Below are 12,269 nucleotides of genomic sequence, written 5' to 3' on the forward strand. Positions count from 1 at the left end.
AGGATCTGCCAGGTGGCAGATCCTGGGGGCCCTCGCGCGTGCGGGTCAGCCGGCCGAGCCGTCGCCGGTGCGCTCCTCGCGGGCGCGCTGCTCGGCCTCGCGGCGGGCGCGGCGCTGCTCCTCGACCTTCTCCGCGTACGTGGGCCCGGACAGGTCCGGCTCCGCGGGTGCCTGCTCCTGCTCCCGGACGGGCGGCGGCGGCGGCGAGGCCGGCCCGGTGCCCGGCTGCGGCGGCGGCATCCAGGCCTGCGGGGCGCCCCCGCGCGCGCCGGGGTCGGGGGCCCCCCACGGCGCCGGCCCCGGGGCGGAGCCCGCGGCGTGGGAGCCGGGCGGCGGCTGCGGCGCTCCCTGCGGCGGCGCGCCCCACGCGCCCTGCTGGGGGCCGGCGCCCCGGCCGAAGCCGTTGGGCAGCCGGGACAGCACCTGGCGCGCCTGGCCGGACATCTGCGGCATGCACAGCACGAGGTACTCGCCGGCGACGATCTGGCTGGCGGAGGTGAAGTCGCGCCGGCCACCGGTCAGGGCGTAGGAGATGACGGCGAAGAGCATGCCGAACCCCGCGCCGATGAGCAGACCGGTGAGCAGACCGGCGGTGCCGCCGTTGCCGAACACCGACAGCATCAGGCCGATGAGGAGGCCGAACCACGCCCCCGAGGCGGCGCCCGCACCGGCCGCGCGCCCGTAGGTCAGCCGGCCCGTCACCCGCTCCACCATCTGCAGGTTGTTGCCGACGATCGTGACGTTCTGCACGGGGAAGTGCTCGTCGGAGAGGAAGTCCACGGCGCGCTGCGCCTCCGCGTACGTGGCGTAGCGGCCGATCGCCTCCCCCTGCGGCGGCGTGGGGGCGCTCAGGCGCTGCTGGCCACCCATGGGCCCGAGGTTGGACATGGCGACATCCTCACCGGTTCGTCTCTCACACCCCGCGCGGGGCGGGGGCGGGGGCGCCCGGCCCCCTCACCGCTCCCAACGCGCCCGGCGCGGTGATCGTGCCCGCGCCGGGCCGGGGCGCTCAGGCGCTCTGGCGCTTGACGCCGGCGCGCTCGCCGGCCTTGCGGGTGGCCTGCTGCTCCGTGCCGGCACCGGCCGTGGACAGCTCCCCGCCGGCGGTCTCCAGGTGGGCCCGCACGAACCAGTGGTACTGCTCCAGCTGCCCGGCCTGGCCGGTGAGCAGGTCCTCGGTCACCGGGTCGATCTCACCGGTGGCCTCGATGGCGGAGCGGTGGTCCTTGATGACGCCCGTGTAGACGAGGTCCAGGGCACCCAGGTGCTCGATGGCGCCGGCGCGGCCGATGGAGTAGTCGTCCCAGTCGCGCTCGGCGACCAGCGCGCCCGGCGTGCCGATGGGCGACATCCCCAGGGTGGCGATGCGCTCGGCGACGGCGTCGGACATCTCGCGCACGGCGTCCACCTGCGGGTCGAGCATCTGGTGCACGGCGATGAAGTGCGGCCCGACCACGTTCCAGTGCACGTGCTTGAGGGTCAGGTGCAGGTCCGTGAGGGCGTTGAGGCGGTTCTGCAGGATCGCCGCGACCTCGGCGCCCTGCTCGTTCGAGAGTCCGGGGACGGTGTAGGAGGGGGTCCCGGACGCCTTCAGCTTCTTGCTCTCCTTGGCCATGGCGCCACGGTAGGAGGGCGTGCGCGGTCCCGCGCGCCGAGATCAGCACGGGGCCGGCACCCCGGTCCGGCCCCGCCGCCGGGCGCACCGGGCGCTCCGGCGGACCTCTAGCCTGTGGCCCGTGACCGGTTCCCCCAAGCGCGTCTTCGCCGCCCGGCTGGCGGGCACGTCGGTGTTCGACCCGCAGGGCGACCAGGTGGGCCGGGTCCGCGACGTGGTGGGCGTGCTGCGCCCGCGCGGGCCGCACCGGATCATCGGCCTGGTGGTGGAGGTCCCCGGCCGCCGCCGCGTCTTCGTGCCCATGACGCGCGTCACGAGCATCGACAACGGCCAGGTCCTCACCACGGGCCTGGTGAACATGCGCCGCTTCGAGCAGCGCGGCACCGAGACGCTGCTGCTGGGCGAGCTCCTGGACCGCACCGTGCACCTGGTGGACGGCAGCGGGGTGGCCACCATCGAGGACCTCGGACTGGAGCCGGTGCGCCCGCGCGACTGGCACCTGACGAAGCTCTTCGTGCGCCGCGGTGCCGCTGCCCGGGGGCTGTCCGGACGGCTGCGCCGGCGCGGGGAGACGATGACGGTGGACGTGGGCGCCGTGGTGGGGCTGACCACGTCCGACCTGGACCAGGGCGCCACGAACCTCCTGGCGGCGTTCGAGGAGCTGCGGGCCACCGACCTCGCGGAGGTCATCCACGAGCTGACGCCCAAGCGGCGCCGGGAGGTGGCCGCCGCCCTGGACGACGAGCGCCTCGCCGACGTCCTGGAGGAGCTGCCCGAGGACGACCAGGTGGAGATCCTGTCCGCGCTGGAGGGCGACCGCGCCGCGCACGTGCTGGAGGCGATGCAGCCCGACGACGCCGCCGACCTGCTCTCGGAGCTGCCCGCCGAGCAGGCCGAGCGGCTGCTGGCGCTCATGGAGCCGGACGACGCCGCCCCGGTGCGCCGCCTGCTCGCCTACGACGAGCACACCGCCGGTGGCCTGATGACGTCCGACCCGGTGGTGCTGGCCCCGGACGCCAGCGTCGCCGAGGCCCTGGCGCACGTGCGGCGCGTGGAGCTGTCCCCGCCCCTGGCCTCGGCCGTGTACGTGTGCCGCCCGCCGCTGGAGACGCCCACGGGCCGCTTCCTGGGCACCGCGCACCTGCAGCGGCTGCTGCGCGAACCGCCGCAGACCCCCCTGGGGCAGGTCATCGACACCGACGTGGAACCGCTGGACCCCGAGGAGACGCTGCAGGGCGTGACCCGCCGGCTGGCCGCCTACAACCTCGTCTCGCTGCCGGTGGTGGACGAGGACGGTCACCTGCTGGGCGCGGTGACGGCCGACGACGTGCTGGACCACCTGCTGCCCGACGACTGGCGCGACGCGGAGGAGGACGTGTTCGAGGTGGGTCGTGGCTGAGCGTTCCCCGCGCCGCGAGCGGCAGCGCGCCGAGGCCGTCGGCCTGGACACCCCCCGCGAGGCCAGGCGGCAGCTGCTCTCGCGCCCCCAGGTGGACCCCGACGCGTTCGGCCGCGCCTCGGAGGCGTTCGCGCGGTTCATGGGCACGGGCCGCTTCCTGGTCTACATGACGGCGTTCGTGGCCGTGTGGCTGGCCTGGAACACGTTCGCGCCCGAGCGTCTGCAGTTCGACCCGAACGCGCTGAACTACACGCTGCTGACGCTCATCCTGTCGCTGCAGGCGTCCTACGCGGCGCCGCTGATCCTGCTGGCGCAGAACCGCCAGGACGACCGCGACCGCGTCCTCAACGAGCAGGACCGCGCCCGCGACGAGCGCGGCCTGGCCGACACCGAGTACCTGACGCGCGAGGTGGCGGCCCTGCGCATCGCGCTGCGGGACGTGGCGACCCGCGACTTCGTGCGCTCGGAACTGCGCAGCGTCCTGGAGGAGCTGCGCGAGGAGGACGCCGAGCGCGAGGGGCGCGAACCGGGCAAGCGCAAGGGCGGCGGCAAGAAGCGCAAGCGCTCCGGTGAGCGGGCCGAGGACACCGCCGCGCAGGCACCGCCGGAGGGACCCGTGGAGGGACCGGTGGAGGGACCGGCACCCGGCGCCGGGCGCGAACGGGCGGACGGCCCCACCGCGGACGCGGGGCAACCGGGGGGCACCCCCTCCAGCTGAGCGCGGCACCTGCCGATGCACCTCGCGTGACGACTCTCGACGACGCCCGCTCCGGTGCCCCCGCACCCGCGGGGCAGACCCGCAGGCGCCTCGGCGACGTGCTCGTCGAGAAGGGCCTGCTGCTGCCGGAGGACCTGGACCACGCGCTGAACGAGCAGCGCAACGGCGAGGGCCCCCGCCGGCGGCTGGGGCAGATCCTCGTCGACCTGGGGCTGGTCTCCGAGGCGGAGCTGGCGCTGTGCCTGGCGGACCTGCTGAGCCTGGAGCACGTGGACCTGTCGAAGGTCAGCATCGCCCCGGACGTGGTGCGCCTGCTGCCGCGCGCGGTCGCCGAGCGCTGCCGCGTCCTGGTGCTCGACAGGACGCCCGAGTACCTGCTGGTGGCCGCCGCCGACCCCACCAACGTGCTGGCGCTGGACGACGTCAAGCTCTACACCCGCACGCCCGAGCTGCACGTCGTCGTGGCGATGGACTCGCAGATCCGCGACCACCTGGCGCGCGCCTGGTCGCTGACCGAGGACACCTCCCAGGTCAGCCGCATGGTGGAGGAGGCCGGCGACGACGACGACGCGGACGCGCTGGCGGCCCTGTCCGGCTCCGTCGACGACGACGCCCCCATCGTCAAGCTCGTCAACCGGATCCTGTCCGACGCGGTGCGGCTGCGCTGCTCCGACATCCACCTGGAGTCGCAGCGCGACCAGCTCCGGGTGCGCTTCCGCGTCGACGGCCTGCTGCGCGACGTCATGTCCGCCCCCAAGCGCGTGGCGCCCAGCGTCATCAGCCGCATCAAGATCATCTCCGGCCTGGACATCTCCGAGCGCCGCGTCCCGCAGGACGGCCGCACCCGCGTCACCGTCGACGGCTCCGCCATCGACTGCCGCGTCTCGACGCTGCCCGCCCTGCACGGGGAGAAGGTCGTCATCCGCCTGCTCACCCGCGGCGACGACGTGCCCAGCCTGGAGTCGCTGGGCTTCGAGCCGGAGCAGCTGGAGGTCTTCACGCGGGCGCTGAGCGTGCCGCAGGGACTGGTCCTCATCACCGGCCCCACCGGCTCGGGCAAGACGAACACCCTGTACGCGGCCATCCACGCCACGATGAGCCCGGAGAAGAACATCATCACGCTGGAGGACCCCGTCGAGGTCCAACTGCCCGGCATCACCCAGGTGCAGGTCAACGCGAAGGTCGGCATGACGTTCTCCGCCGGCCTGCGCTCGGTGCTGCGCCAGGACCCCGACATCGTCCTCATCGGTGAGGTCCGCGACTCCGAGACGGCCGAGCTGGCGCTGAAGGCGTCGATGACCGGTCACCTCGTGCTGACCACCCTGCACACGAACTCCGCCGTCGGGGCGCTGACCCGCCTGGTCGACATGGGCGCCGCCCCGTTCCTGGTGGCCAGCTCCCTGACCGCCGCGATCGCCCAGCGACTGGTCCGCAAGCCCTGCGACTCCTGCGCCGACGGGTACATCCCCGACGAGGACACCCTGGCGCTGCTGGGCCTGACGATCCAGGACATCCTGGACGCCACCCCGCTGCGCGGCACCGGCTGCCCCGACTGCGGCGGCACCGGCTACCGCGGCCGCACCGCCGTGTACGAGGTGCTCGACGTCGTGCCCAGCGTGCGCAAGGTCCTCATGACCACGCCCACGGAGTCGGCGCTGAGCGAGGAGGCCGCCCGCATCGGGATGAACACCCTGCGGACCTCGGCGCTGGCGAAGGCCGTGCGCGGGGAGACGACCTTCGAGGAGGTCGTCCGCGTCACCGCCGGCTGAGCCCCGCCGGACCCCGGACCCGCGGGCGGTGCCGCGCCGGGCGCGGACGTACCCTGGCCGCGTGCTCCCCACCCCCGACGCCGTCCGCACCGCGCTCGCCGCGGTGAACGACCCCGAGCTGCACCGCCCCATCACGGAACTGGGGATGGTCGACCGCGTCGACGTCGGCGACGACGGCGTCGTGGACGTGCGGGTGCTGCTGACGACCGCCGGCTGCCCGATGCGCGAGCGCCTCAGCTCCGACGTGACCGCCGCGGTGCGCGGTGTGGAGGGCGCCCGGGGGGCACGGGTGGCCTTCGGGGAGATGACGCCCGAGCAGCGGGCCGAGCTGACCGTGAAGCTGCGCGGCACGACGCAGGCCGCGCCCACCATCCGGTTCAACGAGCCGGGCAACCTCACCCGCGTCTACGCCGTCGCCTCCGGCAAGGGCGGGGTCGGCAAGTCCAGCGTCACCGTGAACCTCGCCGCGGCGATGGCCGCCGACGGGCTCCGGGTCGGCGTGCTGGACGCCGACGTGCACGGCTTCTCCGTGCCCCGGCTGCTGGGGGTGACCGGCCGCCCCACGAAGGTGGACTCCCTCATCCTGCCGCCCACCGGACACGGGGTGCGGGTCATCTCCATCGGCATGTTCGTGCCGGGCAACGAGCCCGTCGCCTGGCGCGGGCCGATGCTGCACCGGGCGCTGCAGCAGTTCGCCTCCGAGGTCTTCTGGGGCGACCTGGACGTGCTGCTGCTGGACCTGCCGCCGGGCACCGGCGACATCGCGATCAGCGTGGGGCAGCTGCTGCCCGGCGCGGAGGTGCTGGTGGTCACCACCCCGCAGGCCGCGGCGGCCGAGGTCGCCGAGCGGGCGGGCGCGGTGGCCGCGCAGACGTCCCAGCGGGTCGTGGGCGTGGTGGAGAACATGAGCTGGCTGCAGCTGCCCGACGGCCAGCGCATGGAGCTGTTCGGCGCCGGCGGGGGCCAGCGGGTGGCGGAGTCCCTGACCGAGCGGCTGGGCACGCCCGTGCCGCTGCTGGGGCAGGTCCCGATGGACGTGACGCTGCGCGAGGGCGGTGACGCGGGCGTGCCGGTGGTGCTGAGCGCGCCCGACTCCCCCGCCGCGGTGGCGCTGCGGCAGCTGGCGAGCACCCTGGCCGCACGGCCGCGGGGCCTGGCCGGCCGTCGGCTGGGCGTCAGCGTCGCCTGAGCCCCGCGGTCACCCCGGACGCGGGCGCCGGCCCGGCGGTGCGCCTCAGGTGGCGTCCTCGTCGTAGGGGACGGCCGCGGGAGCCGCTGCGGGCGCGGTGGACCTCTTCTTCTCCAGGTCGACGGCGCCGGCGGCCGTGGAGCCGGTGCGCGACGGCTTCTTCTTCGCCGTGGTGGCCGGCTCGTCGTCCCAGACGTCCGACAGGGCGTCGCGCACGATGCGCCGCGGGTCGTACTGGCGCGGGTCCAGCTTCTGCCAGTCGATGTCGTCGAACTCCGGCCCGAGCTCCTCGCGCATCTGTGCCTGGGCGCCCTTCGCGAAGCGGCGCGCCGACTTCACCAGGTGAGCGAGCTGCTCGGCGTACTGCGGCAGCCGCTCGGGGCCGAGGACGACCAGAGCGACCACGAGGAGGACGACGAGCTCGCCGCCGTTGATGCCGAACACGTCGCGATCCTAACCGTCGGCTTCGAGCGTCACGGGCACCTCGAGGTCCTGACCACCCCTGCGGACGGTCAGCGTCACCGTTTCGCCCGGCTGGCGGGCCCGGATGTCCACGATGAGCTCGGCCGCCTCGGTCACGGGACGGCCGTCGATGGCGAGGACCACGTCGCCCGGCCGGAGCCCGGCACGGTCGCCGGGGCCCCCGGCCTCCACGGCCCCCGGCCGGTCCAGGACCTGGACCCCCTCGCCGCGGTACTGACCGTCCAGGGAGACCCGGATCACCGGGTGCACCGCGCGGCCGGTCCGGATGAGCTGCTCGGCGGTGCGCCGGGCCTGCTCGGAGGGGATCGAGAAGCCCAGGCCGATGCTGCCGGCGCTGCCGCCGGCCACGGGCACGGAGGCGATGGCGGAGTTGACGCCGACGACCTCGCCGCGCGCGTTCAGCAGCGGACCGCCGGAGTTGCCGGGGTTGATGGCGGCGTCGGTCTGGATGGCCTGGATGTAGGAGGCCTCCCCCGTGCCGTCACCACCGGCGCTCACCGGGCGGTTCAGCGCCGAGACGATGCCCTCGGTGACCGTGCCCTGCAGGCCGAGGGGGGCGCCCACGGCCACGACCCGGTCGCCCACGACGACGCTGCCGGAGTCGCCCATCGGCAGCGCCCGCAGGCCTGCCCGTTCCACCCGCACGACGGCCAGGTCGTAGGAGGCGTCGGCGCCGACGACCCGGCCGGCGGCCTGGGCGCCGTCCTGGAACAGGACCGTGACGCCGTCGGCGTAGGCGCCGTCCACGACGTGGTTGTTGGTGAGCACGAACGCGGCCGGGCCGCCGTCCTCGCCGGTGTCGAGGACGAAGCCCGAGCCCGTGCCGGAGCCCGCACTGCCCTCCACCTGCAGGGACACCACGCTGGGCAGGGCTGCGGCGGCGATGGCGGCGACGCTGCCCTCGGGCCGCTCGGTGCTGCCCGGCGCGGGCGCCGGCAGGGTGACGGAGGGGTACGTGCCGCTGCCGCCCCAGCGCTCCTGCAGCTGTCCCCCGGCGAAGCCGCCGGCGACGCCGAGCAGCAGCACGGCGGACCCGGCGCCCAGCAGGCGCGCCGCACGCCCGCTGCGGCGCGGCGCGGGGGGCGGCGCCCACGGGGCGTCACCGGGTTCGGGCCACGGCGACGCGGGCGCCCCCCAGGCCGGGTGCGGCGCGTCCCACGCGGCGGGGCGGGCGGCGTCCCAGGCGGAGGGGTCGGGCCGGGGCGGGCCGGCCCAGGGGTCGCGGGGTTCGCGGGGCGGGCCCCAGCCGTCCGGCGCGGACGGCTCGTTCACGGGGCCGCCGGCCCGCCGGGGGCGGGGGCGCTCGCCTGCGGGCTCGCCGGCGTGGCCACGGGGCTGACCCGCGGGCTCGCCGGCGCGCTGGAGGGCGTGGTGCGCAGCTCCGCCACGGGAGCGGGCGCACCGGCGTGCGGCCCGCCCAGGACCAGGAAGCCGGCGATGCCCACACCGAGCAGAGAGAAGGTGCCGGCCAGCGCAGCGGCCACCGGCCGCCGGCGCACGCGGCGACCGACCCGGCGACCCACCCGGGCGGCGGGCCGGGAACCGAGCGGGCGGACGGCACCGCCCCGGCCGGGTGGCGCCGCACCGACGGCGGGCCGGGCGGGCGCGGCCATCAGCCGGTCGCGCGGGGGCAGCGGGCCGGCGGGGCCGCCGATGTCCAGCAGCCGGACCAGCAGGTCGCCGGAGACCTCCGGCTCGGGAAGGGCTTGCAGCCGGGCGCGCACGAGGCGCTCGGCCTCGACCGCGTCGGCGCACTCGCAGCAGGCGCGCAGGTGCTCACCCGCGCGCTGGGCGGCGTCCGGGGCGAGCCGCCCGTCGACGAGCGGGCTCACCCGCGCGCCGAGGTGCGGTCCGCTCACGAGTGCTCCTCGCCCAGGCTCAGGCGGGCGGCGGGGGCAGCGGGCGGCTGCGGGGCGCGGTGCGCCAGGGCCGTGCGCAGCTGGGCCCTGCCGCGGTGGATGCGCGAGCGGACCGTCCCCAGCTTCACCCCGAGGGTGGCGGCGATCTCCTCGTAGGACAGGCCCTCGATGTCGCACAGCACCACGACGGCGCGGAAGTCCGGCGGCAGGGAGTCCAGCGCGGCCTGGACGTCGTCGTCGAGGTTGCGGTGCTCGAAGGCGCGCTCGGGACCCACGTCGGTGCTGGGCAGCTTCTCGCCGGCGTCCTCGGCGAGCGCGTCGAAGCGGATGCGCTGCTTGCGGCGGACCTGGTCGAGGAAGAGGTTGGTGGTGATGCGGTGCAGCCAGCCCTCGAAGGTGCCCGGCTGGTAGCTGGACAGGGAGCGGAAGACGCGCACGAAGACCTCCTGGGTGAGGTCCTCGGCGTCGTGGCGGTTGCCGGTGAGCCGGTAGGCCAGCCGGTACACCCGGCCGGAGTGGTCGCGCACGACCTCCTCCCAGGTGGGGGGCACCCACGCCGAGACGGCCGCGTGCGGCGCGGCGGTCTGCTCGCCGGGCACCGCCCGGGCGCCACCTGGGTCGTCGGGCACGGGGTTCCTCCTGGCGCGGGCGGGGAAGGGGACCGCGAACGGCACCGCCACTGCTCCCATGGTCTCCCACTCCCCTCCCCGGGGCCACTCCCGGTGCTGTGATCCACCCCATCGGGTCCGCAGGGTCCAACGGTGGTCGTAGGCGGGTGGTTCCCGGCATCCCCCACCCGGCCGTTCCCGGGCCCCGCGCGCCCCCATGCACTAGGTTGCCCGGGTGCCCCCGCCCGCGAAGCAGCCCGCCAGCTGGGCCCACGCCGAGCAGTTCACCGCCGAGGACGAGGTGCTCCAGGAGGCCCGGGCCCGAGCGGCCGACCTCGGCTGCGAGCCGGTGTCCCCGGGCGTCGCGGCCGCGCTGACGGTGCTGGCCGCCACCGCCCGGGCCCGCACGGCCGTGGAGGTGGGCACCGGCACGGGCGTGTCGACCGTGAGCCTGCTGCGCGGGATGGCCCCCGACGGGGTGCTGACGACGATCGACGTGGACGGGGAGCGCCAGCGGGCGGCGCGCGAGGCCGTGGCCGACGCGGGGGTGCGCCCCAACCGGGCCCGCATGATCCCCGGTCGGGCGCTGGAGGTCCTGCCGCGGCTGACGGACTCCGCCTACGACCTCGTGCTGCTCGACGGCGACGAGCGCGAGTACTCCGCCTACCTGGAGCAGGCGCAGCGGCTGCTGCGCCCGGGCGGGCTCCTGGTGGTCGACGACGCCCTGTGGCACGGGCGGGTCGCGGACCCCACGGCCCGCGACGCCTCCACCGTCGCGCTGCGCGAGGTGGGCCGGGCGCTCGCGGAGGACGAGCAGTGGTTCTCGGCGCTGCTGCCGGCCGGCGAGGGGCTGCTGCTGGGCGTCAAGCGCCCCTGACCCCGGACGCCCGCGGGGTCAGGCCGCCAGCGACTCCAGCCAGCGCAGCAGGAGCCGCGCGCCGAAGCCGGTGGCCCCCCGGTTCACCTCGTGCTCGGCCGCGTCCGAGCGGCCGGTCCCGGCGATGTCCAGGTGCGCCCAGCGGCGCCCGCCGGTGAACGGCTGCAGGAACTGCGCGGCCAGGATCGTGCCGGCGCCCGAGCCGGGGGCGGTGGCCACCTGCCGGGAGTCGGCCACGTCGGAGCGCAGCAGCTCGGCGTACTCCGGCACCAGCGGCAGCCGCCACACCCGCTCCCCCGACGCCTGCGCGGCGGCGTCGAGCTGCGCGGCGAGGTCGTCGTCGGTGGCGAAGAGAGCCGCGTGCCGCTTGCCGAGGGCGAGGGGGGCGGCGCCGGTGAGCGTGGCGACGTCGACGAGGACGTCGGGGTCGAGGGCCGCGTGGGCGTGCGCGAGGGCGTCGCCGAGCACCAGGCGCCCCTCGGCGTCGGTGTTGTTGACCTCGGTGGTGCGCCCGCCGTGGTGGTGCACGACGTCGCCGGGGCGGTACGAGGAGCCGCCGAAGGCGTTCTCCGCCAGAGCCAGCAGGCCGGTCACGCGCACCGGCAGCTGCAGCCGCGCCGCGGTGGCCACCACGGCCAGCACGACCGCCGCACCCGTCATGTCGGTCTTCATCGACACCATCGACTCGCGCGGCTTCAGCGCCAGGCCGCCGGTGTCGTAGGTGATGCCCTTGCCTGCAAGGACGACGTGCGGGGCCCCGGCGGCGGCGCGCCCCCGGGGGCGGTGCCGCAGCTCCACCAGCGCCGGCGGGGACGGCGAGCCGGCACCCACGGCGAGCAGGCCCCCGAAGCCGTCGCGGCGCAGCTGAGCCTCCTCGCGCACCGTCACCCCCACCCCGTGCCCGGCCACGGCCGCGCGCGCCTGGGCGACGAGCCAGGCGGGGTCCTTGACGTTGGACGGGGTGGCGGCCAGGTCGCGCGCCAGGACCGTCGCCGCGGCCAGCGCCTCGCCGCGGGCCACGGCCGCGGTGGGCACGTCGCCGACCAGCAGCAGCCGCCGCCCTGCGGGCTCGGCCGGCGTCCCGCGCCCCGCGGTGGGCGGGGTGTAGGAGGCCAGGAGGAAGCCCTCGACGACGGCGCGCACCCCGTCGGCGCCGGCGCCGTCGGCGAGCGTGGTGGCCACGTCCCCGGCCGGCCCGGCCGCGCGCGCCAGCGCGGCACCCGCCCGACGCAGAGCTTGCGGGGAGGAGTCGCCGACGCCGAGCACGAGCAGCCGGCGGGGTGAGCCCTGCGGCGCCGGCACGGGCAGCCGGGTGGCGCGGCCGGCCTCGCCGGAGACCTCCTCCGCCGCGCAGAGCGCGGCCAGGTCGACGCCGTAGCGCACGGCCGCGTCGGCGGCACCCGGTCGTGGTTGCACCGCCTCCTCGCCGGGGGCCACGGGCACGCCCAGCACGTCGCAGCCGGTCAGGTCGGCGGCGGTCAGCGGTCCGGGCAGCACCTGCACGGCGGGCGGCGACCAGCGCCGCAGCTCGGGCTGCGCGGCGCGCACGGGGACGGGAGGGGTGCTCACGGGGCTTCCTGCCTGCTCTCGACGACGGGCTGCGGGCGACGGGCGCGGCGGGCCCGCGACGCGGGCGACGCGGGACGGCGCGGGGGGGGGGGGGGGGGGGGGGGGGGGGGGGGGGGGGGGGGGGGGGGGGGGGGGGGGGCGGGGGGGGGGGGGGGGGGGGGGGGGGCGGGGGGGGGGGGGGGG

The 12,269-nt window shown here is 76.6% G+C and carries 12 protein-coding genes; 5 read left to right on the forward strand and 7 right to left on the reverse strand.

Annotated features, from left to right (window positions below; translation table 11 throughout):
- Positions 1-45: 45 nt before the first annotated feature.
- A complete protein-coding gene (locus ACRYR8_RS19650) occupies positions 46-888 on the reverse strand; it encodes a YflT domain-containing protein (RefSeq protein WP_432485983.1) in 843 nt (280 codons plus the stop codon).
- Between the two features lie 121 nt (positions 889-1,009).
- A complete protein-coding gene (locus tag ACRYR8_RS19655; RefSeq protein WP_432485982.1) occupies positions 1,010-1,615 on the reverse strand; it encodes a Dps family protein in 606 nt (201 codons plus the stop codon).
- 121 nt (positions 1,616-1,736) lie between these two features.
- Here ACRYR8_RS19655 and ACRYR8_RS19660 point away from each other — a divergent pair, with 121 nt between their 5' ends.
- The 4 genes from ACRYR8_RS19660 (at position 1,737) to ACRYR8_RS19675 (ending at position 6,690) form a co-directional block, all read left to right on the forward strand.
- Positions 1,737-3,014 (forward strand): magnesium transporter MgtE N-terminal domain-containing protein, encoded by a 1,278-nt coding sequence (locus ACRYR8_RS19660; protein ID WP_432485981.1) that lies wholly within the window; start codon positions 1,737-1,739, stop codon positions 3,012-3,014.
- Positions 3,007-3,732 (forward strand): DUF1003 domain-containing protein, encoded by a 726-nt coding sequence (locus tag ACRYR8_RS19665; RefSeq protein WP_432485980.1) that lies wholly within the window; start codon positions 3,007-3,009, stop codon positions 3,730-3,732. The genes ACRYR8_RS19660 and ACRYR8_RS19665 overlap by 8 nt, the downstream gene beginning before the upstream one ends.
- 26 nt (positions 3,733-3,758) lie before the next feature.
- Positions 3,759-5,501 (forward strand): GspE/PulE family protein, encoded by a 1,743-nt coding sequence (locus tag ACRYR8_RS19670; RefSeq protein WP_432485979.1) that lies wholly within the window; start codon positions 3,759-3,761, stop codon positions 5,499-5,501.
- 61 nt (positions 5,502-5,562) lie between these two features.
- Positions 5,563-6,690, forward strand: a complete 1,128-nt coding sequence (locus ACRYR8_RS19675; protein WP_432485978.1) for an Mrp/NBP35 family ATP-binding protein — start codon at positions 5,563-5,565, stop codon at positions 6,688-6,690.
- 45 nt (positions 6,691-6,735) lie between these two features.
- Here ACRYR8_RS19675 and ACRYR8_RS19680 read toward each other — a convergent pair whose 3' ends face one another.
- From ACRYR8_RS19680 to sigE, 4 genes are read right to left on the reverse strand one after another with little or no spacing between them, the layout of a single operon-like run.
- Entirely contained in the window at positions 6,736-7,134 is a 399-nt protein-coding gene (locus ACRYR8_RS19680) for a twin-arginine translocase TatA/TatE family subunit (RefSeq protein WP_432485977.1), read from the reverse strand.
- Between the two features lie 9 nt (positions 7,135-7,143).
- Entirely contained in the window at positions 7,144-8,445 is a 1,302-nt protein-coding gene (locus ACRYR8_RS19685; protein ID WP_432485976.1) for a S1C family serine protease, read from the reverse strand.
- Entirely contained in the window at positions 8,442-9,032 is a 591-nt protein-coding gene (locus ACRYR8_RS19690) for an anti-sigma factor family protein (RefSeq protein ID WP_432485975.1), read from the reverse strand. The genes ACRYR8_RS19685 and ACRYR8_RS19690 overlap by 4 nt, the downstream gene beginning before the upstream one ends.
- The gene (gene sigE / locus ACRYR8_RS19695) at positions 9,029-9,721 is read right to left on the reverse strand and encodes an RNA polymerase sigma factor SigE (RefSeq protein WP_432485974.1); all 693 of its coding nucleotides are present in this window, start codon (positions 9,719-9,721) and stop codon (positions 9,029-9,031) included. Before sigE ends, ACRYR8_RS19690 begins: the two co-directional genes overlap by 4 nt.
- Positions 9,722-9,875: 154 nt before the next feature.
- Between sigE and ACRYR8_RS19700 the strand changes: the two genes are divergently transcribed.
- Entirely contained in the window at positions 9,876-10,517 is a 642-nt protein-coding gene (locus tag ACRYR8_RS19700; protein ID WP_432485973.1) for an O-methyltransferase, read from the forward strand.
- A gap of 18 nt (positions 10,518-10,535) precedes the next feature.
- Here the strand turns inward: ACRYR8_RS19700 and ACRYR8_RS19705 are convergent, their stop codons facing one another.
- Positions 10,536-12,086, reverse strand: a complete 1,551-nt coding sequence (locus tag ACRYR8_RS19705; protein WP_432485972.1) for a leucyl aminopeptidase family protein — start codon at positions 12,084-12,086, stop codon at positions 10,536-10,538.
- Positions 12,087-12,269 lie beyond the last annotated feature (183 nt).

Source organism: Kineococcus esterisolvens, from assembly GCF_050871405.1.
Classification (GTDB): Bacteria; Actinomycetota; Actinomycetes; order Actinomycetales; family Kineococcaceae; genus Kineococcus.

Bases quoted from the DNA above. Each gene is read 5' to 3' on its own strand.
- sigE (WP_432485974.1), bottom strand. From the start codon at position 9,721: ATGGGAGCAGTGGCGGTGCCGTTCGCGGTCCCCTTCCCCGCCCGCGCC.
- ACRYR8_RS19650 (WP_432485983.1), bottom strand. From the start codon at position 888: ATGTCCAACCTCGGGCCCATGGGTGGCCAGCAGCGCCTGAGCGCCCCC.
- ACRYR8_RS19655 (WP_432485982.1), bottom strand. From the start codon at position 1,615: ATGGCCAAGGAGAGCAAGAAGCTGAAGGCGTCCGGGACCCCCTCCTAC.